25 protein-coding genes are annotated in these 21,613 nt (G+C 34.8%); 5 read left to right on the forward strand and 20 right to left on the reverse strand.

Translation table 11 applies throughout. From position 1 onward, the window contains the following. Window positions 1–398: 398 nt before the first annotated feature. Window positions 399–827 (reverse strand): tRNA (N6-threonylcarbamoyladenosine(37)-N6)-methyltransferase TrmO, encoded by a 429-nt coding sequence (gene tsaA, locus EDD72_RS08810; protein ID WP_132769442.1) that lies wholly within the window; start codon window positions 825–827, stop codon window positions 399–401. Between the two features lie 168 nt (window positions 828–995). Between tsaA and EDD72_RS12560 the strand changes: the two genes are divergently transcribed. Next, on the forward strand, window positions 996–1,163 hold the full coding sequence (locus tag EDD72_RS12560; protein ID WP_165895027.1) for a hypothetical protein: 168 nt from the start codon (window positions 996–998) through the stop codon (window positions 1,161–1,163). Between the two features lie 155 nt (window positions 1,164–1,318). On the opposite strand, the gene EDD72_RS08815 is transcribed toward EDD72_RS12560, so the two are convergent. The 3 genes from EDD72_RS08815 to htpG form a co-directional block, all read right to left on the reverse strand. Then, window positions 1,319–2,296 (reverse strand): S66 family peptidase, encoded by a 978-nt coding sequence (locus tag EDD72_RS08815; protein ID WP_132769444.1) that lies wholly within the window; start codon window positions 2,294–2,296, stop codon window positions 1,319–1,321. Between the two features lie 107 nt (window positions 2,297–2,403). Continuing rightward, window positions 2,404–2,784, reverse strand: coding sequence for a VOC family protein (locus EDD72_RS08820; RefSeq protein ID WP_132769446.1), 381 nt, complete (start codon window positions 2,782–2,784; stop codon window positions 2,404–2,406). A gap of 284 nt (window positions 2,785–3,068) precedes the next feature. Beyond that, window positions 3,069–4,943, reverse strand: a complete 1,875-nt coding sequence (htpG, locus tag EDD72_RS08825) for a molecular chaperone HtpG (RefSeq protein ID WP_132769448.1) — start codon at window positions 4,941–4,943, stop codon at window positions 3,069–3,071. 303 nt (window positions 4,944–5,246) lie between these two features. On the opposite strand from htpG, the gene EDD72_RS08830 reads away from it, so the two are divergent. Together EDD72_RS08830 and EDD72_RS12565 are read left to right on the forward strand one after the other, a co-directional pair. Further along, window positions 5,247–5,966, forward strand: a complete 720-nt coding sequence (locus EDD72_RS08830) for a YebC/PmpR family DNA-binding transcriptional regulator (protein WP_132769450.1) — start codon at window positions 5,247–5,249, stop codon at window positions 5,964–5,966. A 215-nt stretch (window positions 5,967–6,181) separates the two neighbouring features. Beyond that, window positions 6,182–6,397 (forward strand): hypothetical protein, encoded by a 216-nt coding sequence (locus tag EDD72_RS12565; protein ID WP_165895026.1) that lies wholly within the window; start codon window positions 6,182–6,184, stop codon window positions 6,395–6,397. Window positions 6,398–6,565: 168 nt separating this feature from the next. Here EDD72_RS12565 and EDD72_RS08835 read toward each other — a convergent pair whose 3' ends face one another. The 12 genes from EDD72_RS08835 to EDD72_RS08880 form a co-directional block, all read right to left on the reverse strand. Further along, window positions 6,566–7,987, reverse strand: a complete 1,422-nt coding sequence (locus EDD72_RS08835; protein WP_132769555.1) for a HAMP domain-containing sensor histidine kinase — start codon at window positions 7,985–7,987, stop codon at window positions 6,566–6,568. Next, on the reverse strand, window positions 7,974–8,663 hold the full coding sequence (locus EDD72_RS08840) for a response regulator transcription factor (RefSeq protein WP_132769452.1): 690 nt from the start codon (window positions 8,661–8,663) through the stop codon (window positions 7,974–7,976). The genes EDD72_RS08835 and EDD72_RS08840 overlap by 14 nt, the downstream gene beginning before the upstream one ends. Before the next feature lie 186 nt (window positions 8,664–8,849). Beyond that, complete coding sequence (locus EDD72_RS08845) at window positions 8,850–9,380, reverse strand: hypothetical protein (RefSeq protein ID WP_132769455.1); 531 nt, start codon at window positions 9,378–9,380, stop codon at window positions 8,850–8,852. A gap of 70 nt (window positions 9,381–9,450) precedes the next feature. Further along, window positions 9,451–10,668 carry an ABC transporter permease gene (locus EDD72_RS08850; RefSeq protein ID WP_132769457.1) on the reverse strand — a complete coding sequence of 406 codons (1,218 nt, stop codon included), beginning with the start codon at window positions 10,666–10,668 and terminating at the stop codon, window positions 9,451–9,453. Next, window positions 10,665–11,387, reverse strand: coding sequence for an ABC transporter ATP-binding protein (locus EDD72_RS08855; RefSeq protein WP_132769459.1), 723 nt, complete (start codon window positions 11,385–11,387; stop codon window positions 10,665–10,667). The genes EDD72_RS08850 and EDD72_RS08855 overlap by 4 nt, the downstream gene beginning before the upstream one ends. Next, window positions 11,387–12,835, reverse strand: a complete 1,449-nt coding sequence (locus EDD72_RS08860) for an efflux RND transporter periplasmic adaptor subunit (protein ID WP_132769462.1) — start codon at window positions 12,833–12,835, stop codon at window positions 11,387–11,389. The genes EDD72_RS08855 and EDD72_RS08860 overlap by 1 nt, the downstream gene beginning before the upstream one ends. 249 nt (window positions 12,836–13,084) lie before the next feature. After that, window positions 13,085–13,870 carry a delta-lactam-biosynthetic de-N-acetylase gene (pdaA, locus tag EDD72_RS08865; protein ID WP_243643813.1) on the reverse strand — a complete coding sequence of 262 codons (786 nt, stop codon included), beginning with the start codon at window positions 13,868–13,870 and terminating at the stop codon, window positions 13,085–13,087. A 663-nt stretch (window positions 13,871–14,533) separates the two neighbouring features. Next, window positions 14,534–14,683 (reverse strand): hypothetical protein, encoded by a 150-nt coding sequence (locus EDD72_RS12570; protein ID WP_165895028.1) that lies wholly within the window; start codon window positions 14,681–14,683, stop codon window positions 14,534–14,536. A 383-nt stretch (window positions 14,684–15,066) separates the two neighbouring features. Next, window positions 15,067–15,891: an adenosylmethionine decarboxylase gene (gene speD / locus EDD72_RS08870; RefSeq protein WP_132769467.1), complete on the reverse strand. Its 825-nt coding sequence runs from the start codon at window positions 15,889–15,891 to the stop codon at window positions 15,067–15,069. Window positions 15,892–16,008: 117 nt separating this feature from the next. Further along, window positions 16,009–16,287: a hypothetical protein gene (locus EDD72_RS13110; RefSeq protein WP_424565544.1), complete on the reverse strand. Its 279-nt coding sequence runs from the start codon at window positions 16,285–16,287 to the stop codon at window positions 16,009–16,011. A gap of 64 nt (window positions 16,288–16,351) precedes the next feature. Beyond that, window positions 16,352–16,630 (reverse strand): MFS transporter, encoded by a 279-nt coding sequence (locus EDD72_RS13035; RefSeq protein ID WP_207893683.1) that lies wholly within the window; start codon window positions 16,628–16,630, stop codon window positions 16,352–16,354. Between the two features lie 590 nt (window positions 16,631–17,220). Next, complete coding sequence (locus EDD72_RS08880) at window positions 17,221–17,655, reverse strand: WapI family immunity protein (protein ID WP_132769469.1); 435 nt, start codon at window positions 17,653–17,655, stop codon at window positions 17,221–17,223. A gap of 134 nt (window positions 17,656–17,789) precedes the next feature. Here EDD72_RS08880 and EDD72_RS12575 point away from each other — a divergent pair, with 134 nt between their 5' ends. Both EDD72_RS12575 and EDD72_RS12725 read left to right on the forward strand, forming a co-directional pair. Beyond that, window positions 17,790–17,972, forward strand: coding sequence for a hypothetical protein (locus EDD72_RS12575; RefSeq protein ID WP_165895029.1), 183 nt, complete (start codon window positions 17,790–17,792; stop codon window positions 17,970–17,972). Window positions 17,973–18,151: 179 nt separating this feature from the next. After that, entirely contained in the window at window positions 18,152–18,313 is a 162-nt protein-coding gene (locus EDD72_RS12725) for a polysaccharide deacetylase family protein (protein ID WP_207893679.1), read from the forward strand. 69 nt (window positions 18,314–18,382) lie between these two features. On the opposite strand, the gene EDD72_RS08890 is transcribed toward EDD72_RS12725, so the two are convergent. From EDD72_RS08890 to EDD72_RS08900, 4 genes are all read right to left on the reverse strand, one after another. Next, window positions 18,383–19,264, reverse strand: coding sequence for an ADP-ribosylglycohydrolase family protein (locus tag EDD72_RS08890; RefSeq protein WP_132769473.1), 882 nt, complete (start codon window positions 19,262–19,264; stop codon window positions 18,383–18,385). A 184-nt stretch (window positions 19,265–19,448) separates the two neighbouring features. Next, window positions 19,449–19,823 (reverse strand): MBL fold metallo-hydrolase, encoded by a 375-nt coding sequence (locus EDD72_RS12730; RefSeq protein ID WP_207893680.1) that lies wholly within the window; start codon window positions 19,821–19,823, stop codon window positions 19,449–19,451. Beyond that, entirely contained in the window at window positions 19,781–20,359 is a 579-nt protein-coding gene (locus EDD72_RS12735) for an MBL fold metallo-hydrolase (RefSeq protein ID WP_207893681.1), read from the reverse strand. The genes EDD72_RS12730 and EDD72_RS12735 overlap by 43 nt, the downstream gene beginning before the upstream one ends. 193 nt (window positions 20,360–20,552) lie before the next feature. Beyond that, entirely contained in the window at window positions 20,553–21,518 is a 966-nt protein-coding gene (locus EDD72_RS08900; RefSeq protein WP_132769475.1) for a helix-turn-helix transcriptional regulator, read from the reverse strand. Window positions 21,519–21,613: the final 95 nt, after the last annotated feature.

Consider the following 21,613-nt stretch of genomic DNA (forward strand, 5'->3'; position numbering starts at 1 on the left):
ATCTACCTAGGGGAACTCTCAAATACCGATTACGCTTACATAATATATTTGTATATATTTGTAAAAAATTTCTCCCACAAAAACTTGACACAAACATCGAAATCTACTCATTTGACTTAATGATTATCACGTGTTATTATTTATAGTAGTATTTAACTCAGAATCATTTAAAAATATATGGTGAATAAAAAATTTGGCGTTTTACTCATATTTCTTTCATTAAGACTTATTCTCACTGGATCGGCTAAAGAGCCGTAAGGATGTTAGAGAGGTAGGGCTAGCATCGTTTAGGTTAAAGATATATCAGTGAAATACTACCGCGGCTAACTTATGTACTTGAGTTATAAAATACTTCATTCACAAACGAACTAGGTGATTTATCTGGTTCGTTTTTCAATTTAAAATTCATCCCCACGAAAACGAGCAGAATCAACACAGTCGATTTCAACAGAGTACGGCTTAATATCCAGAAGTGGCGTTTGATCTAAAGCTTCCAATCCTTTTACAGTTATTTTATTATCTTCAATTTTAATTACCTCAGTAATAGAAAAAGCAATTGGGTTGGGTCGATTAGGCGAACGAGTAGCAAATACTCCTTTTTTTTCATTGCCTTCTCTCGGTTTGATAAACAGTGGATTTTTTCGATTCGCTCGATCAAACCAATAAAGGACAATCAGATGGGAGACGTTTTCTATTCCTTTCATGCCTTCCATATACTCGACAAATACTTCTATTACTTGTGTTTCATCAGATAACCTTCCTTGTCGTGGAGCATCGAATCTTTCTTTGTAATTGCTATGGATGACACCAATTTGAACCAACTCCATTTTCTCACCTCATTTTATTAACTTTTCTTCGGTATAAATTTCCTTATCCTCAATATACAAAAAAGACTTAGTTTTTGTACGAATGAAAAGATAACTTTTCGAAAAGATAATTTTGACTCTAACGTTACGTCCGAAAAAACATTATAATCAATAAACAGTGGGCATGAAATGAGTAAAAAAGAAATGTTTGATGCTTTTGATATGACAGAAATTGAAAAACATCATATTGCTCTAGATTTTAATTCTGCACGACTCCACACAACAATTCCCTTCCCTTGGGCAGAAAAAATTTTTTCCCATCTTGATTACTCAATGCTGCTACAGATCTGTAGTTAGGAAGTGATTGGAATTTCTTCAATGGATATTAAATCCATCCCTTTAAATCTGAAACACAAAACATAGGTCATTCAATTTTGTAATCAATAACCCCTTTCCTGACAAAAAGAACTTCCCAATTAAGTAGTCCTTTTATCTATAAATAGTCGTTCATTTCAATGTTGAAGTATTTTAATTTTCGATTCATTCCCCTTCGCTACGATCGAAACTTTTCCACCAATCGGAAATGTAATCTGAGGATAAGTATGTCCAAAATCGACATCTGCAATGACGGGTATGGTATCTAGTTCCTTCTTTGACTTTATGATCTTCTTCAATATCTCCCTGCTCATCTCAGATTTCTTTTGGAATCTACCAATAACAATCCCCCTAACCTCTTCGAAACCTTTTTGGTGAATCAACGATTGTAAATCCCGATCAAAATTTTCGGGGAAAGTGAGTTCGTCATCTTCTATGAAAAGAATGGTGTTTTTTAAACTCGGCATGAATTCAGTTCCTTGCAACAAATTCAATGTGCATAGATTTCCACCAATAATAACTCCTTCTGCTTTGCCTTCATTTATGACATACCAACCGTTATTCTCAATAAACGTTCGATTTTCTTGATCCAAATACCATGGATCATCACTCCAAAAATCCGACGGTTTTACCTCTATGATTTCATCTGTCATCAGTGCTTTTTGAAAATAATCGATGGTATAATCCATTCCTTTTAATATTCCGAACGTAGAAAAGTGAGGGCCTGAATAAGTGGTTAATCCAGTTTTGGTATATATCGCATTACCTAATGCTGTAATATCTGAATAACCACAAAGTATCTTTGGATTTGCTTGAATTAATGAATAATCGAGATACTTCAATATTTGATTACTATTGTAGCCACCGATTGAAGTTAGAATGGCTTTCACATTGGGATCTGAAAAAGCATTATGTAGGTCTTCAATTCTCGATTCTATAGAGGAAGAGTGAAATTCATCACTTTCATAACAATGGTCTCCAAACGTCACATGGAATCCGAGCGATTCAAGGCGGTCTATGGCTATTTTTTGATTTGCTTGGTTAACGACAGATAAACTTCTTGATGGAGAAACAACACGAATTTCATCCCCTCGTTTTAATTTGTTTGGTATCATGTTCGCAACCTCCTCTATTTTATGTAATGCCCCCCAATGAGTTAAAAAGTGTACATTATTATCGACGAAAACTGTGTTCTATGCTTTAATGGCAGTAATCAAAACGATTATTTGTCTTCACGAAGTAGATATTCATTGCCATCTTGGTCTTTAAACGAAAACATTTTTCCATACGGCATCTTCTTCAATTTCCCTACTTCAACGCCATTTTCCTTCATTTTTGTAAAAGCATTTTCTATGTCAGTGGTACTTAGTATGACATTTGGATGGCAAACGTTCATAGATGGATTTTGAGCCTTCATTACATTTTTGTCATATAAAACAAATGTCGTAAATTCACTCTCACTTGGACCCACTTCTAACCATGTCATATTTGGGCCCATTTGCTGTTCAAATTTAACTACAAAATTTAATTTTTCTGTCCAAAACTTTTTTGCTTCCTCTTGATTATTTACATATAACGTGATTTTTCCGATTTTATTAATCATATGTATGACCTCCTAGAAAATATCGTGAGTTATTATAATTTCCCGTATGCCCTATTTTATCATTATAATGTTACTTTTGATACTTCTCAGAAAACTTATCTGTACATGGGTTAAGTAAAAAATGGGGCTGTCCAAAAAGTAGTATTTAACCCCGAAATCTAAAAAAAGCAACCCCAAAGAATGCTGTAAAATCAACATTCTTTGGGGTTTAATTTTGGCGGATTTTCAACTTAAATGAACTTTTTAGACAGCCCCTTTTTAGCCTAATGAATTATAATCATTTTTCACACCATGATTTTGCAAATATCATTTGTAAACTCTACTGGATCATTGATTGGTAGTCCTTCAATGAGCAGTGCTTGATTGTACAATAGATTTGTATATAAGTTTAATTTCTCTTTATCGTTTTCAAATGCATTTTTTAACGACTTGAATACCTCATGATTGATATTAATTTCTAGAATTTTTTCAGCTTTAATATTATGGTCACCGGGCATTTGCTTTAGGACTTTTTCCATTTCGATCGTGATTTCTCCATCTGTCGCAAAACATACTGGATGAGTCTTTAATCTTTTTGATGCCCTGACATCCTTTACTTTGTCTCCTAATACCTTTTTCAAATAGTCAAAGAGTTCTTTGTGTTCGTTCTCTTCTGCATTATTTTGATTATCGTTAGTTTCAATACCTAAGTCTCCGCTTGATACGGATCTGAATTCTTTCCCTTTATAGGTCATTAACATTTTTATTGCAAATTCATCAATATCTTCAGTGAAATATAAAATTTCATATCCTTTATCCGCAACTAACTCAGTCTGAGGCAATTTTTCAATTCTTTCAACTGTTTCTCCAGTAGCATAATAAATATATTTTTGATCTTCAGGCATTCTGGATACATATTCATCTAAGGTGACCATTTTTTTCTCTTTGGAAGAATAGAACATCAACAAATCTTGCAAATCTTCTTTATGACTTCCAAAATCACTATAAACCCCATATTTTAATTGTCTGCCAAAGGACTTATAAAATACTTCATACTTATCTCTTTCATCCTTTAACATACTTTGCAACTGGTTTTTAATTTTATTCTTAATGTTTTTCGCAATGAGCTTTAATTGCTTATCATGTTGTAAAAGTTCCCTAGAGATGTTGAGAGATAGATCCTCTGAATCAACCATACCTTTGACAAAGCTAAAATAATCAGGAAGTAAGTCTGAACATTTGCTCATGACCAATACACCATTGGAATAGAGCTCTAATCCCTTTTCATACTCCTTTGTATAATAGTCAAATGGCATTTTTTCTGGAATAAATAAAATCGCATGATATCTTACTGCACCATCGACGCTAATATGGATATGTTTTAAAGGTTTATCAAAGCCATAATGTTTTTCCCTATAAAAATTCTCGTAATCTTCAGAAGTAAGCTCGTTTTTATTTTTTCTCCAGATTGGAACCATACTGTTGATAATCTGTTCTTCTTTGTATTCTACAAATTCATTCTCGCTGCCTTCTTTTGGTTTTCTTCTAGTCACATCCATTTTAATAGGATAGCGAATGAAATCCGAGTATTTTTTGATGATTGCTTTTAATCGATACTCATCTAGATACTCGTCATAGTTCTCATCTTCTGTATTCTCTTTGATTTTTAGAATAATTTCGGTTCCCACTGACTCTTTTTTATAAGGCTCAATCGTAAATCCATCAGAACCTGTAGATTCCCACTTATAAGCCTCATCACTTCCTAAAGCCTTACTAATGACAGTAACTTTATCCGCTACCATAAATGCAGAATAAAATCCAACCCCAAATTGGCCAATAATTTCGTGGCCATCTTTCAATTCGTTTTCAGTTTTAAATGCTAAAGAACCACTCTTAGCAATCGTTCCAAGGTTATTTTCAAGTTCTTCTTTAGTCATTCCAATACCAGTATCTAATATTTTCAGTGTCCTATTTTCCTTGTCAGCGATCACTTTTATGTAGTAATTGTTTTGATCAAAACTTAATGAATCATCCGTTAACGCTTTGTAATATATTTTGTCAATCGCGTCACTAGCATTTGAAATTAATTCTCGTAAAAATATCTCTCGATGAGTATAAATAGAGTTTATCATCATTTCTAGTAGTCTTTTCGATTCTGCTTGAAACTGTTTTTTTCCCATTAAACTTCCTCCTTCCAAATTGAAAAACCCGTCCAACTATTTAATGTAGTGATTCAAATTTAAAAAACATCTGTCTTCCAAACCAAATTATTAGCACTCTACTCCTTTGAGTGCTAATCACTATTTTAGTAACATACCTTTTAGTATATGTCAATATGTTGCAGTGTTTTTTGTAACAGTCTTTTTCTTGTACAACGAATGAGTTATAATATAATCTGTTAAATGAATGCAACACCTTTAATTTGTGTTGTTTGATAATAATAATTTTAAGCAGATTCATAGTTGAAAGAAAGGTGAAACAGTATGGGGCGTAAGTGGAACAATATTAAAGACAAAAAAGCTGAAAAAGATAAAAATACGAGCCGCATATATGCGAAATTTGGGAAAGAAATCTATGTAGCTGCTAAGCGAGGCGAACCAGACCCAGAATTAAATCAGACTCTAAAATTCGTGATCGAGCGCGCAAAAACATACAATGTACCGAAAGCTATTATTGACCGTGCGATTGAAAAAGCAAAAGGTGGTTCGGATGAAAGCTATGACGAACTTCGTTATGAAGGCTTTGGACCAAACGGATCAATGATAATCGTAGATGCATTGACAAATAATGTGAACCGTACAGCAGCAGAGGTTCGTTCTGCATTTAATAAAAACGGTGGAAATATGGGAGTCAGTGGATCTGTAGCCTATATGTTTGATGAAACGGCTGTGATTGGCGTTGAAGGTAAAACAGCAGATGAGATACTTGAGATATTAATGGAAGCAGATGTAGACGCGCGTGACATTTTAGAAGAAGATGAATCGGTTATCGTTTATGCTGAACCTGATCAGTTTCATGCAGTACAAGAGGCATTTAAAAATGCTGGCATAACCGAATTTACAGTTGCAGAAATAACCATGCTTGCCCAAAATGAAATAACTCTTCCAGAAGAAGCACAAGCACAATTCGAAAAATTGATTGATGCATTAGAAGATTTAGAAGATGTTCAACAAGTGTACCACAATGTGGACCTAGGCGAATAATATATGAAAGCAGACCTTTTTTAGTAACAAAAGGTCTACTTTTTTTTGCAGTTTGATGTTTTATAATAATTTAGCTCTTTGTTCTATTTTGATAATGTTATTATATCCATTTCCATAAGGCATAAATTTCAGATTAAAATAAAAAGATTTTCATGGTACATTTATCTAAAAATCCATTAATATACGATTCAGATTATTTCAAGGAGTAACCCGGCATGATAGATATAGCACAGGAAATACTAAAGAAATACTATGGCTACGAGCGTTTTAGAACTGTGTATCCCAATGGGGCCACGATTTTCGACTTAAGTTATCGTCCCATCTCTTCGTTTATCAAACAATTGCCACAAAGACCTGTTATGGCTGCTTTTACTGCAACAGCCACCCTTGAAGTAAAAAAAGATATTATTCGTTTATTGGAGACTCAATGACCCAAAATGGCTAAATAATATCCATTAGATGCTGAATCTTTCTTATCGATTAAAGGCGTTGGATAAAATAAACTGCAAAAGTATGGCGATCTCTTCTTAGCAGAAATCAAAAAATATATAAATGAAAATAAAACCTCCTATCTCTATCACTTGGAGGTCTATTATTTTTTAAGATTTTGGTTTTTCACGATTTAAAATCAGTGTAAAGGTCGTCCCTTTCTCTGATGTTTCTTTTAAGATCAAGTCACCTCCTAGAGCTTTTGCTAAATTTTTGCTATACGTGAGTCCTAATCCCAAACCACGCACTTTAATTTTCTTTGCCTTTCCGCGAAAAAACCGTTCAAAAATTAAACCTTTCTCCTCTTCAGCTATTCCCGGACCATTATCTCTGACATCAATCCGAATATCATCATTAGTCTGATAAAGAATAACATCGATTCTACCCGTTTGATTCATTGCCTGAATTGAATTGTTAAGTAAGTTGTATAGAATTTGCTGAACTCTTGCTGAATCGGTCATAACATAAATTGGTTGATCAGGTAATGAGGTATGAAGTTCGATGTAATTTTCTTGTCCAATCAACCATTGGTGACTGATTTCTCGAACAAGGTCATTGATATTATGTTTTTCCAATTGAAGTCTAAACTCACCAATAATCATCGAGTTGAAATCCAATAAATCTTCAACCATTTTCTGAAGCCGCTTTGTTTCCTTCATACTGATTTCTAAGAACTCAGTTGCTTCCTCACCCGTTACAACCTCATCTCTCACTGATTGGATAAGTCCCCGAATGGAAGCAATTGGTGTTCTCAATTCGTGTGTGACTCCTGCTAGAAGCTCTGTTCTCATCATCTCAAGCTGTTTTAAACGCTTAGACATATTTTCAAAAGAGTCAATCAACTCATAAATTTCCTTTTCTTTTATATCTTTATCCATCAGAATGTCGTAATTTCCTTCCACAATTTGCTTTGCGGCATCGACGACATCTTTTATTGGCTTAGAGAGTTTTCTGGATAATAAATAGATCACTCCCCATCCTAATAGCGCTAAACTTACCAACAGTATAATCAGAAGCTGTAATTGTTCGTTGTTTAAGGTAACTTTTGCTTGTGGAAAAACAATAAGAACCCATCCAATCGTTTGTTGATTATATTTAATTTCTTTCTTGACAAGATAAGATTGTTCTCGGTCTCGTATGCCCTTAATTTTAACAACATTATCTTTCTGAGTTAATACTGATGTTACTCTTTGAAGAATGTCCGGCTGAAATATAGGGTTATCGCTAAAGACTAAATTATTTTTATTATCAATGATCAGTAATAAAGTTCTTGCTCCAAAATCAAAAAAGTATTCTCTTCTTTTAAGGAATCCTGATAAAACAGGTTCCGCATTCATATTTCCTTTTGTGTCTACAATTCGTTCAGAAATATCTTCAGCGACAAAACGAGCAATCGCAATTCTTTTTTGATTTTCCAGTTTGTAAATCCATAAAGTTGTAATGAGGCCAACAATCGCGAGACCTACAAATAGGGTGATTAGATAACGTGCAGTCCAATAACGTAGCAATGGAGTTCTCTCATTCTTTTTCATAAACACTGAACTGATACCCCATTCCTCGTATCGTCTTTATTTCTCCTTCAGAAGAAGGCCACAAATCTAGTACCTTGCGTATTCGCTTAATCGCAAGATCTACAGCCCGATCACTTCCTTCATAGTCCATTCCCCATACTTGTTCAATCAATTGCTCCCTTGTAAGCGTTTGATTAGGGTGTCTAGCTAGAAAGAGCAACAAAGATAAGTCACGTGGTGGTAACTCCATTTCTAGTCCATGCAAATACACACGGTGGGCTTTAAAGTCAATCTTTAATGTTCCGTAATATCTGATATTTTCCTGATTGATGATAAGAGTTGATCTTCTAAGTACTGCGTCAACCCTTGCAACCACTTCTAATGGATCAAAAGGTTTTGTAATATAATCGTCTGCACCTTGATTTAACCCAGTTAATTTTTGGCTTATTTGTCCCAATGCGGTTAACATAATAACTGGGCATGAGCTTCTTTCACGAATAAAATGAAGTACGGTCCATCCATCTACATCTGGCAACATGATATCTAATAAAACCAAAGAAGGTTTATATTCCGAAAATTTTTCTATTGCTTCTTCCCCACTAGATATTAACTCAACTTCATAACCGGCTTTTTTTAGATATGCCCTTAAAACTTTTGAAATAGATAACTCATCTTCAACAACCATTATTTTTTTCATAATGTCTTCTCCCCTAGCTCTTAATACCTAGTGTCCTTAATTGATGACTATGGTAAAATCTGCTTCTGTCTTCTATAATTTGGGAAGGATTTTTTATTTTGTAGTAAAAAGTACTGCCAGTAGTCATGATTAATAGGACTAACACAATAATTGAGACCACTAACTTTAATCGATTCATATTTCACCTCACATGACATGAATAATAAGTCCAACAATGAAGAACAAACCTAACATAAAATGATAAATACGTACCTTTTTGTGCTTCATCTTTTCCTTTAACTTGTACTCCATTACAACACCAAACAAAGATAACAATATTAAAATTGTCCAAGCAATGATACCCGTAATAATTGCAGTCTGCTTATTCGGATAATTCAGGAGATAATAGATCCCATGAGCTGTTGATGAAAAAATGGTAATCCATCCCAAAAGGACATGATGTTTATGCAAGAAAGTTGTAAGGTGGCGTAGTACCCCTCGATCATTTAGCTTTTTCTTTTTCATTATTACATAAATTTTTCTTGATACCCAAATTCCTAAAGCGGATATTCCAAATATTAAACCCATGGCCCCTAATTGATTACTGAGGCCTCTTTCTCTTATACCAAATAAAAATGCAGATTTATTATAATAGAAATAAAATATTGGAATCATTGAAATTGACAATACAGCAACTAAGAAACCGAGAACATTTATTGTTCGGTCGATAAATTTCATACAGTCTCACCTTCTGTTGTATAAAGAATATTATAAGAACAGCTTGTTTGAATCAAGCTGTTCCCCCTTTTTATTCATAACGTAAAGCATCAATCGGTTTTAATTGAGCCGCTTTCCTTGCAGGATAAACACCAAAAACGACTCCAACGATCACAGAGGTTAAAAAAGAATAAAGAATTGGACTTAAACTAATCGTTGTCGTTAAACTGGTAAATTTACTAATGAGTGTTGCTCCACCTATACCGATTAGAATTCCAATGAATCCACCAAATAAACTAAGGGTCATGGATTCAATTAAAAATTGTCTTTGAATATCCCCTTTTGTGGCTCCGATTGCCTTTCGAATCCCGATTTCTCTTGTACGTTCTGTAACGGAGACAAGCATGATATTCATAATCCCAATTCCACCCACAAGAAGAGAAATTCCTGCAATTCCAGATAATAAGGCGGTCATAATTGAAGTAATACCTTGTGCTGTATTTAATATCTGTGATTGAGAATTAATTTGGAAATCATCATCATCGAGAGGTGAAATATGGTGTTGCTCCCTTAATGCTTGTTGAATATCAAATTGTGCTTGATCCATCATATCAGAAGATTTCGCTGACACATAGATCGTTCGAATATTGGTTTGACCTGATAACCGATTCATTGCTGTTGTAATCGGTATAATGACACGATCATCATTATTTATGATACCTGAGCTACCTTGACTTGTTAGAACACCGATAATCGTAAATGGTATTTGATCGATTTGAATGGTTTGACCGATTGGGTCGGTATTCATACTTCCGAATAAATTGGTCACCACTTCAGGACCAACTACAGCTACGTTTGATTGGCCCGCCACATCAAACTGATTAATAAACCGCCCTTGCTGTACTTTTGTATTCCTTACTTCCGAATATTTTTCCGTAGTGCCTTCAATGCTTGTCGTATAACTTTGATCACGCCATACGACTTGAGACTGTTTATTAACCGTTGGAGCAACAGCAGCAATCGATTCTTTTTTTGCGATAGCATCTGCATCATTTAGGCTTAGGGTGTTTAATGAACCTGCACCAAAATTTACGCTACCTTGTTTTGCTTGACCTGAGGAAACAATAAGTAAATTACTACCTAGACCATTAATCTGGGAGGTTATGCTTGATGATGCCCCTTGACCGATGGATACCATTGCAATCACAGCAGATACTCCAATTACAATACCAAGCATTGTAAGAAATGAACGTAATTTATTTGCTCGAATACTTCGTAGGGAGACTTTCATACTCTCTATAAAACTCATTTTACCACATCCTTACGCTTAGCCATTCGCCGATTCAACACGATCTCATTGGAGATAACTTGGCCATCACGAAATCGAATGATGCGTTTGGCATACTCCGCAATTTCTTGTTCATGAGTGACTAAAATGACGGTTTTCCCCTTATCATTTAACTCTTGAAAAATTCCCATAATTTCCGCACTGGTTTGGGTATCTAACGCACCTGTAGGTTCATCAGCTAAAAGGATAACAGGATCATTGACAATGGCCCTAGCAATAGCTACCCGTTGTTGTTGCCCACCTGAAAGCTCATTTGGTTTATTTAGAAGTCGATCTCCCATACCCATACTTTTAAGTGCAGTAACAGCTCTTCTTCGTCTATCTTTTGCGGAAATACCTGCATAAAGAAGTGGAAGCTCAACATTCTCTACTGCAGATGTTCTTGGGAGTAAATTATAGTTTTGAAAAACAAAACCGATTTTGCGATTTCGAATGAATGATAATTCATCATCATGCGCATTTAATATCGGGTAACCATCCAAATAGTATTTTCCTGAAGTAGGGTGATCAAGGCAACCAATGATATTCATCATGGTTGATTTACCAGATCCTGAAGGCCCCATAATGGCGACAAAATCTCCTTCTTTGATCTCCATGCTTACTTCACGAAGCGCTTGTATTTCCTGATTTCCTATTTGATAAACTTTTTTCAAATTTTCAATTCTGATTACGGTTTTCATTAGCGATCACCTCTTAGGGGATTGCGATTATCTCCTGTTCCAGGTAACCGGAATTGATTAGATCTTTGATTGTTCGTCGATGAAGGAAGTTGGAAGGTCAATACGACTTGATCTCCTTCTTTTAGTCCAGATAGAATCTCTACTTTATCTGTACTGTAATAGCCAATCGTTACTTCTTGGAATCGAGATTGACCATTTGTAGTTTGTACCATTACACCCATCTTACCATTTTGTTCCTTTAGTGCGGCTGCAGGTACAAACAGTGTATTAGTATGAGTTCCCACTGTTATAGTTGTATTTACTGTCATGCCTGGCATTAATAACTGTTCTTTATTATCCACAGAAAGCTTTACACTGTATGTTGTAACTCCTGATTGTGTTGTTGCTTCAGGAGAGATTGCGGTAACTTTGCCTGTAAACTTTTTTCCTTCAAAAGAAGTCGTGGTAAATGTAGCGTTCATACCTATTTTCACTTTTCCAATGTCGTTTTGACTTACTTGCGATATAACTTCAAGTTCGCCAGAATTTGAATTATCCATGACAATAAATCCTGAACTCTTTGACGAACCAGAAGATGTTGAATTGCTTAAGGAAGAGTTACCTGTTGATCCATTATTCGATCCACCACCACTAGATGGAATCTCCCCCACTTCGCCGTTTACCTCAACGATTACCCCATCCATTGGTGCTTTTAACGTCGCATTTGCTAAGTCGATTTGTGCTTGTTGTAATTGATAATATGCTTGGTCTACGCTCGCTTGTGCACTTTGTAGTTCTGATGACTTTGGCGGAGATTTTAATTGATTCAACTGAGCAACTTCTAGATTATAGTTTGCTTGTGCTTGATCGACATTGTTCTTTGCTTGTTCGAGTTGAAGTTGATCAATTTTCCCTTCACTATATAATTTTTTCTGCTCCTCATAATTACTTTTCGCAATATCAAGGGATAATTTTGCCTTATTCACACTCTGTTGTTTAACAGCAATTTCTTCTGCTGAGGCTCCTTTTTTCATTTCTTCCAAACGCGCTTTTGCAGCAGATAGATTCGCTTGAGCGGTTTTAACTTGTGTACTTAATGAAGAAGAATCAACAGTTGCTAATACTTGCCCAGCTTTTACTTGATCTCCAACTTTTACATTCACCGCTGTAATTTTACCGCTACCGTTTGGAAAGTTTAAAACGACTCTTTTTGTCGCTTGAACAGTTCCTGTTGCTGATATTGTTTCAGTCACATCTCCTTTTTGAACAGGTATCAATCTTACCGCCTGATTGGTTGGTTTTGGTGCCGATAATCTCTGATATCCATACACTCCTCCGGCAAATACCGCTATGAGAACAAATGTAATAATAACGATTTTCTTTTGCCTCTTCTTTCTAAAATTAATAAGGTCATCGGATTCACCATTTTCTATTTCTTGCTTATTTTTAGAAAATAATTGCTTAAGCATATAATATTGACTCCTTTCCAAATGTTTTACACTCGTCTATCATAGACAGGAATTATGTCAGGAAAATGTCAAAACAAATGAGAAAAAAGACATAAAAAAAGACATCATTTTTCGATGTCTTAATTCGCATTCCCATTAATTCAACCATAAGTACATCTTGCTTTCAAAGAAGTTTGTATTTAAAATGTGATTCCGATTTATATAGTGTTCTATATATTTTTCAGTTTTATGAGGGAAAAATATCGAATCTTAATTATAATTCTTTACTTTCAACTGATCTAACCCTTTAAATTCATATCCTTGCTTCCTTGCATCATCAATAATTTTTCTTAAAGCCTCTGCATTGTCTTTGGATACAGAATGGAGTAAGATTACTGCGCCTGGATGAAGTTGACTCATCACTTTGTCATAGGCATACTTCCAACCTTTTTGATCGTTTGTGTCCCAATCTTTATAAGCAATCGACCAAAACACATTGGTATACCCAAGCTCACGACTCACAGCCAACATCTTCTCGCTAAAGATCCCTCGTGGTGGTCGCATGAATTTCATTTCTTTTTGGTCCGTGACCAAAGAAACTTCCTTTTTTACTTTATCTAGTTCTTCTTTGATCTTTTGAGCCGATATCCGGGTCATATCGGGATGACTCCAAGAATGGTTACCGATAATATGTCCTTCAGCAACCATTCGCTTTAACAGTTCAGGCTCACTTTTTGCATAATGTCCTGTTACAAAAAAGGTAGCTGGCACTCTTTTCTCCTTCAAAATATCAAGTACCTGGATCGTGTATCCATTTTCATAACCATTATCAAAAGTGAGATAAAGCTCTTTTTTGTTCGTATCACCAAGAAAAATCGCCCCGTTTTTCTTTACAATTTCTAGAAAACCCTCTTGTGCAATCGATGCAAGCTTTCCTTCTTTACTCTTCTTGAAGCCAAAGTGATAAGCTTTTGTATCAAGACCTTGTACTAAATGAGTAGAAAGCAAAGAAATGACAAATGCAAAAGAAACGGTTAGTATAGCAAAACGTTTCAAGGTTATCACTCCATAATTCATGATGTTATTTTACTAAGCTCAGAAATAATATTTCTCCATAAATTGAAGTTCATCCGTAAATAGACCTACCTTTTATTTCCATTTGAATTGTTCAAGAAATTGCATTGCTACATTCATTATTGGAAAGCATATCAGAATGTTTACAGGAGGATTATGATGGTTAATAATAATCCAACACAAGGGATGGACATAAGATTACGTTAAATGATGTTGTCATTGTCTCCCATTTTCCTTTCTAAGCGATAAGGAGTATATTATTCTCAAGAATGTATGCCAATACAAAGAAAGTTTGAAATCATTAAAAAAGGCTGGAGGATTTAGCATTAGATGAGGATGCAGTCGTTACTGTAAATGAAAAAAAAAAGCGGGTGCATATCGAAATAAACAAGGTGAAATCCATCTCTTTGATACTACTTGTAAGCATATGGGGTGTGATTTTACAGGTGTATCATCACTCATACGATCCCTCACTTCTTCTATTTTATTTACTTCTAATTCAACTTCCACGAAAAATAACCTTATTTTAATTATAATGTAAAAAGGATAAAAAAATGAGGAAATTTTCCAATAAAAAAGAAATAAACCTTCTAGTGTAGAAGGTTTTAGTTGTGAACCATATATTCGAAATAATATATATATAATCTACTTAGAGAAAAATAAAATTGCCTCTTCCTCTTTTACCGCTAGATAATCATCTAAGCTAATTTCTTTTCCATTGAACTTGACAACATACTCCTTCATAAAGTTGATTTCTTCCCTCTGGCTTAATTGTTCTAAAACCTCAGTACTCATTATTGATCACCCTCTTATTTTTTTTGTCATCATCATTATACAACATTTTTCAATCAATGATTGTGAAAAATGCAACAAAATATTGAACGGAATTAAAGTTCTAATTTTTTGAAAAATGAATTCGTTTTCTTTAATATATATTTATCTTATCGATATTTTCAAAATATAAAGATAAATTAAAATATTTAGTTGTATCTTAATACTTGTGATTTTGTTCACAATAATGTGGTTGATGTAGTGCCACAATGGTATAAAAAAACATTGGTTATCACGTTATAAAAATGGAATAAAATTCCTGCTGCAAATATTTGACCCAAACTTAAGGAAAGGTCGTTTTGGCAAGCATGCCAAACTTCGACTATAATTGCCAACAGTTGATGTTGCTACAATTTTGGAATGTTTCTCCCATAAAAGATCTCTAGCATTTCTTTTTTGATTCTCTGTTTTATTTTCTTTCGATCTCTAGGTGCTAAATCTTTCTTTTCTGTCCCATAAAGATAGCGGTCTAAATCAAATTCTTTCAAGATCATTTTAGTATGAAAGATATTCTCTTGATAAACATTCACGTCAATCATTTGATACAGTTCTTTCGTCTTGCTAGTCATAAAGTTTTGAATCGAATTAATCTTGTGATCCAAGAAATACTTTCTACCAGTCACATCACGGGTAAAACCGCGAACCCGGTAATCAATCATGGCGATATCGGGTTCAAAGCTCGTAATTAAATAATTCAGAGCTTTCAATGGAGAAATTTCACCACAAGTTGAAACATCAATATCTGCCCGAAATGTACTAATCCCCTTATCAGGATGATTTTCAGGATACGTATGAACAGTAATATGACTCTTATCAAGGTGACCAACAACCGCTTCTGAAGACGGGCCAGGTGATTCATTATTCGTAATTTTCATTTCATCCGACGTTGTTAAAACTTCGTGTTCTGCGACGAGCATGGTAACACTAGCACCCTGAGGGTCGTAATCCTGATTCGCGATGTTTAAAATATTCGCTCCAATAATATTGGAAACATCTGTTAATATCTTAACTAGGCGATCTGCATTATATTCTTCATCAATATATTCAATATACTCTTGGTTTTTTTCCTGATTCAGAGCATAGGCGATATCAAAAAAATTAAAACTTAATGTCTTCGTCAGATTATTAAAACCATATAGTTTTAATTTCTTATTTATAGGTTTGATCTCCATAGTTGTCTCCTTTGTGATCAAAATAACAGAAGTCGTTTTCTAACCTATATTATTATGTTCTTCAAGTGTTAAATATACCTTTTCAAGATGTAGATTCTCTCTAAAAGAGATTTTAAATTAAAAAATAATTATTTTTTGATTTTTGATTTTTTTCTTCTCTAATTTTACTTCATATTTTTCTAATAAAAACATAAGAACCGCTGTGACTACTGCTACCAAACCTGTTATGATCCACCCTGATTTAATTGATGAATAAGAGAGAATTTGACCCATTACAATCGGGTCAAGTGATTGACCAGTACCAATAATAATTGAAATAATTAAACCTATTCTACCTCGATGGGATGCAGGAGTATGATTAACAATATAGGGTGTTGCACTAATCGATAAGATAATTTCGCCTAAAGTAAAACTTCATATACGACCTTACGAATATTTTTTATCTTTTCCGTTACCTTTGTTAAAATCGGAGTAAAGCGGTCAATGCATCCCCGATAAAGACCAGAGGGAAATGATTTTTATAAAACATGCCGCCGATGACAGGACCAATTGCAAACCCAATATTCCATCCCATGTACGATAACGAATAAGCTGCGTTTCGGTTTTCAGGTGTAGTAACATCCGCAAATCGTATGCTGGGCCTGCTATCACCATAAACATTGCTGCTAGGGCCAAAACACAGATCATTGTGATTGATGGTTCCATAAAACCAATTGCGATATACATAAAAGCAGATAATGTATCAAAAATAATTATTACTTTTTTCTACCAATGGTATCAGCTAGCTTCAATCCTAACATCGAAGCGGGAAATTAATAATAATCCAGCTTTACTTATATATATCCAGCTACATCCCTAGATAATCCGATCGCATCTGTCAATATAATCATTAGAAATGGCATGACAAAACTGCCCATCGTATTAATGATTTTGGCAATAAAAAGAACATAAACTTCTTAGGAAGTCCTTGATACGGTGTTAGTAATTTTTTTAATTGATTCACGATGGAGTTCACTCCTTCTTTTTCAACAAAAAAGTCATGGTGTTGTGTATGCAAATGAAAAAGCATAGAACTCCATGACTTTCATCATCAATCGTTTATATAAAAAAAGTCACAGATCGTTTGACCTGTAACTTTTTATACAAGAGTAATGTCTTATTTTAGATTACTTCGAACGGCAGGTCGTTATTAAGGTTATTTACTTTACATGAGTCATTTATTTGAAAGTGTTTCATGGATAACGACCTCCTTCTAAATTCATGTGCTAGTAAAATATACTACTTATATTACTGAATCATCAATCTCTTTCTAATTTTTTTTAAACTTAATTAATGCTTTCCCTCTATTACAGGGAACTTCTGAACAACCTGTTCCATCTCCCGAAGAAGCTCAGATAAATAGGTTTTGTCGGAATTCATTTTAAAGGTTAGGGTAGCACCTTTATTTGGTGGGTAAGTCGTGCTCACATTCCATTGTATATGCCCTAGTTGATCTTTTTTTGCTTCTAAACGAATATAATTCTCTCTCATTTCCAGTGAAGCATAATCTGTATTCTGTTGACTCATTTCTTTTAATTGATTGAAGAGCCCACTGATCTCATCAGCAAAAATCTCTCCATAAAAGGATGCTGAGTAACCAGGAATCTCCACATTGATTTTACAGGTTAACCAATTCACATCTAAATAATAATCGCTCTGTGGATACTTTCTGGTAACCACATCAATTCCGAGTTTTGACTTATCACCAGATATCGTGAACTTCATCGTTTCCTGCCTCCTAATTTTAAATTTTCTATCCTTTAGTATGATCTAATGTTTCCCAATCAAATCGAATATCCTCCAGAAATATTAATGTTAAGAAATTTGAAAACATAATATGAAAAGTTATCTAACCGATTATGAAAATAGCTTCAACTTTATTTCAAATTACCACAGAAGCTCTAAGGGAGAGCCCAGAGCTAAGAGAAGGATTCTTAAAGGTTCATTCCGAGTTTTTAAAATATCCAGAGGCAGAAGAACTAATTAAAGAAAAGTATAGAAACACACAAAAAATATTTGCAATAATCATCAAGCAAAAATAGGTACCCCGTGAGGAGTACCTATTCTTTATTTCTAAATCAATAACCTCATTAGCTACTTTGGAACGATTCCACTCATCTTTTCCCTCGTTTATGCTGCTTTTCTTTACCGACATTCTGTAAATAAATCAACAGACAAAAAGCAAATTAATGACTTAAAAAAAGAGCTTACGAAGATAAAAGTGACAGTGAATGACAAGAAAAAGGTCTACCTTACATTTGATGATGGGCCTACCACACTAACGCCCAGGATATTAGATCTTTTAAAGCAAAAAGAGGTTCACGGAACCTACTTTATAAAAGAAGAGTTAAATCAATTAGTTTCATTAAAAATTGCAAAATAAACCAATTGTTAGATAACGGGTATTTGTACCAGAACTATTCTAGACCAGCAATAAGAGATTTTATTATTTCTAGTATTCAATTCGAATTTTATAAAGCTGATTTGCTAGATCATTTAATTCCCTTTTTAAGAGAAGCTTTTCCGTAAACCGCTTGGGTATCGATTCATAGCCTTTATCAAGTCCCATGAGTCCTCCAGAAATTGCGGCAATTGTGTCACTATCGCCCCCCATATTTGCTGCTTCAATAATAACCTCCTCCACCGTTGAATACTGGAGAAGAAGATGCAATACCCATAGAAATGTATGTACGACGTACCCATTTGGAGGAACATTTGGTTTTCCTTTTAAGACGGATTCGTATCTCGTTCCTTTGATGTCGTTTTGAATCGCTTGTTTAAGATCCATTTCCGAAGTAAGGATTCGATGAGCAATCCGATTATAGATTACGCTCGCCTCACTTGCCAAAAAGTCATAATGCGTTAATCTCGATTGACTTTCCGTTATTTTTTCAATGGTTAGTAAATCCTGATACGACAAAGCAACAGGCAATGTTCGCATTAGCGTTCCATTACCAGCACTTCTACCATTCCCTAATTCATGAGCTTTACTCACTGCCAGCTCCCAATCATTGGTTTCTATATACTGTTCGAGTGCCAGACTTACAGTTCTCCCGACATCTTTAGGATTCGTTTGAAACCATTTCATAAATTCCTCGCCAATTGCTGGAACTGGATCTTTCGAATTTGCGATAATTCCCTTTGCTACAGCAATTGTCATCGCCGTGTCATCTGTTGTTTCTCCCGGTTCTAAATTCCAGACTCCTCCACCTACGATCTCTGTAAGTCGACCGTATTTCTGTTGAATTTGTTCAGGTGTCATAAATTCTGTCGTGCCACCTAACGCATCACCAACCGCAACACCAAATAAAGCCCCTTTTATTTTGTCTAACATGGATAACCTCCTAAAAAAATGGTTCAGTTAAAGATTTTGATTCATAATCTTTATTAGAGCTTTTTAAAACCTTATTCTACCTTCATCGAAAGAAACCTTCTAACTTAAATGTTCACCTTCATAAGATAGATAGAGAATATGAAAAATGATGGAAAACTGATGTGAGAGATTTTTTGTTCATTAGTCAATCCGGAAACCTTAACGATATGGTTTTCCGCTCTTCCCCCATTTGTGTATTTATAAAAATTGCAGATGCTTGTTCTATGTACTCTTCCGGATTGGCTAATGAAGGACTAAAATGAGTTAACCATAATTCTTTTACGTTACCTTTTCTTGCTAACCAAGCAGCTTCTGAAATAAGCATATGTTTATTTTGTTCCGCTTTTTGTAGATAGTCGTCAGTAGGATACATTCCCTCGGCGATCAATAATTCCGAATCGGAAACAAACTCGATCAATTCATTAATCGGACGGGTATCGGTCACATAGCATATTTTTAGTCCTTTTCTTTTCTCACCTAAAACCATATCCGGCGTGTAAACGATACCTTGTAATTCCACGCTTTCTTCCTGTTGCAATCTCTTCCATAGACGATTGGAACTTGGTTCTCTTTTGCTTTTTCTGGACTGAATTTTCTTCCTCTTCGAATCTCAATTTGATAGGAATAACAGGGAACCGCATGATCCACTGCTAGTGCATGAATATGAAGATCCTTAAGAAATGAAAACTCTTCATGTTTCTCATTTAACTCGATGAACTGGAGATCATAGAAGAGTTGTGGTGCGATCACGGTTAGACCTCGTACGACTTCAACAAGACCTTTAGGACCAACTAATGTTATTGGTTCTGTTCTCCCTGCATTCCCAATTGTTAACAAAAGACCTGGTAAACCTGCAATATGATCGGCATGATAATGAGTGAAAAGAATAACGTCGATTGATTTTAATCCCCATCCTAATTTCTTGAGAACAATTTGCGTTCCTTCCCCTGAATCTATCAGGATCATTTTTCCCTTATACCGAACTAATAAAGATGTTAACCAACGGTTGGGAATCGGCATCGTTCCACCACATCCTAATAAACAAACATCTAGCACCTAATCACCTCCATTTTTTTACTTTTACTATTCTGTCCAAAACCCCCAATTTCCATTGGGATAGTTACGACTATTAACAATAAAGGATAAAAAATAAAAGAATGCTTTCCAATAAAAGAAAAATGGCAGAAATGATTCTCTGACATCGTTATTTTTATTTTTTGATGATTTCAGTCAAATTTATCCTTTAAATTTATACTCCCCTTCCATACACAGCAATCCATTTCTTTAGCATCTCTTTCATCTTGTCCCTATATTCCTTTGGCTCTAGTATTTCAGTATCAGGGCCATACTGGTAGATCCAATTTAAAAATTCTCGATCATGGTTAACGGTAACTTCGAATAAAAGGCTTCCATCTGGATTATCCGTTAATTTCGGGATGACAAATAATTCTTCTTCCTTAATATAGCGTGCAACTCTTGGGCTAAATTTTACCTTAAAGTGGATCTTTTTCTCACCACGTTCGATCGACCAGGTATTTTTTAAATAGTGGCGAATATTAAAGTCTTTCATATCAAAGGTTTGGTCTGTCATTCTTACATCAAGAAAATGGCTAATTCGGAATGTTCTGATATCCTTGGCCACATGGCAATACCCAACCAGATAAAATCGTTGTTCTCTAGGAACTAAGTAGTAAGGATCAATCTCACGTTCAGATGTATCATTACGACTTTGGGTATGATATATCGTTTGAATTGTCTTTTTTGATAGAATGGCTTGGATAATCGGTAGCATGAAGTTGGTCCGATCTTGTCGATATGCAGGAGATCCCATTTGAATAATATCTGTTACTTTTTTTAGGATTTCATCATTTTGCTTTTTCTCTTTCTTATAGGTTGCCATTACTTTTTCATAGGCTGTGTCAAAACCTTTTGGCAGCATATGTTTTACGGGCTGAATAATGGATGGCAGCATAGAAAAGGATAATGCTTCTTGCTCGTCCCAATTTAAGGGATAGAGGGAAAAGTCACCAATGAACTGATAACCTTTCCCATGACCCATATTTGAAATGGGGGCAATGCTTGATAATGTTTCTAAATCCCGATAAATGGTTCGTTCTGTAGTCTCACATCTTTCTGCTAATTCTCGTGCTAATATTCCTGGTTTTGATTGAATTAGATTTAAGATGCGCAAAAGACGAATCATTTTCTCACTCATGGTGTACCTCCGAGTACTATAGATAAGTTCTTTAATTTTATGCTAAATTGTTAATATACTTTTTCGTCGCTATAAGGTCTTAACCCTTCTACTTT

This window comes from Tepidibacillus fermentans (assembly GCF_004342885.1).
Classification (GTDB): Bacteria; Bacillota; Bacilli; order Tepidibacillales; family Tepidibacillaceae; genus Tepidibacillus; species Tepidibacillus fermentans.

What these genes read in the sequence shown, in the direction of transcription:
- EDD72_RS08815 (WP_132769444.1), bottom strand. Translation starts at nt 2,296, where the DNA reads ATGATACCAAACAAATTAAAACGAGGGGATGAAATTCGTGTTGTTTCT.
- tsaA (WP_132769442.1), bottom strand. Translation starts at nt 827, where the DNA reads ATGGAGTTGGTTCAAATTGGTGTCATCCATAGCAATTACAAAGAAAGA.
- EDD72_RS12570 (WP_165895028.1), bottom strand. Translation starts at nt 14,683, where the DNA reads ATGAGTACTGAGGTTTTAGAACAATTAAGCCAGAGGGAAGAAATCAAC.
- EDD72_RS08855 (WP_132769459.1), bottom strand. Translation starts at nt 11,387, where the DNA reads ATGAAAACCGTAATCAGAATTGAAAATTTGAAAAAAGTTTATCAAATA.
- EDD72_RS08890 (WP_132769473.1), bottom strand. Translation starts at nt 19,264, where the DNA reads ATGTTAGACAAAATAAAAGGGGCTTTATTTGGTGTTGCGGTTGGTGAT.
- EDD72_RS12560 (WP_165895027.1), top strand. Translation starts at nt 996, where the DNA reads ATGAGTAAAAAAGAAATGTTTGATGCTTTTGATATGACAGAAATTGAA.
- EDD72_RS08880 (WP_132769469.1), bottom strand. Translation starts at nt 17,655, where the DNA reads ATGAAGTTCACGATATCTGGTGATAAGTCAAAACTCGGAATTGATGTG.
- EDD72_RS12575 (WP_165895029.1), top strand. Translation starts at nt 17,790, where the DNA reads ATGAAAATAGCTTCAACTTTATTTCAAATTACCACAGAAGCTCTAAGG.
- EDD72_RS08835 (WP_132769555.1), bottom strand. Translation starts at nt 7,987, where the DNA reads ATGAAAAAGAATGAGAGAACTCCATTGCTACGTTATTGGACTGCACGT.
- EDD72_RS08840 (WP_132769452.1), bottom strand. Translation starts at nt 8,663, where the DNA reads ATGAAAAAAATAATGGTTGTTGAAGATGAGTTATCTATTTCAAAAGTT.
- htpG (WP_132769448.1), bottom strand. Translation starts at nt 4,943, where the DNA reads ATGGGAAAAAAACAGTTTCAAGCAGAATCGAAAAGACTACTAGAAATG.
- EDD72_RS08845 (WP_132769455.1), bottom strand. Translation starts at nt 9,380, where the DNA reads ATGAAATTTATCGACCGAACAATAAATGTTCTCGGTTTCTTAGTTGCT.
- EDD72_RS08850 (WP_132769457.1), bottom strand. Translation starts at nt 10,668, where the DNA reads ATGAGTTTTATAGAGAGTATGAAAGTCTCCCTACGAAGTATTCGAGCA.
- EDD72_RS08900 (WP_132769475.1), bottom strand. Translation starts at nt 21,518, where the DNA reads ATGAGTGAGAAAATGATTCGTCTTTTGCGCATCTTAAATCTAATTCAA.
- EDD72_RS12565 (WP_165895026.1), top strand. Translation starts at nt 6,182, where the DNA reads ATGATAGATATAGCACAGGAAATACTAAAGAAATACTATGGCTACGAG.
- EDD72_RS08830 (WP_132769450.1), top strand. Translation starts at nt 5,247, where the DNA reads ATGGGGCGTAAGTGGAACAATATTAAAGACAAAAAAGCTGAAAAAGAT.
- speD (WP_132769467.1), bottom strand. Translation starts at nt 15,891, where the DNA reads ATGGAGATCAAACCTATAAATAAGAAATTAAAACTATATGGTTTTAAT.
- EDD72_RS08860 (WP_132769462.1), bottom strand. Translation starts at nt 12,835, where the DNA reads ATGCTTAAGCAATTATTTTCTAAAAATAAGCAAGAAATAGAAAATGGT.
- EDD72_RS08820 (WP_132769446.1), bottom strand. Translation starts at nt 2,784, where the DNA reads ATGATTAATAAAATCGGAAAAATCACGTTATATGTAAATAATCAAGAG.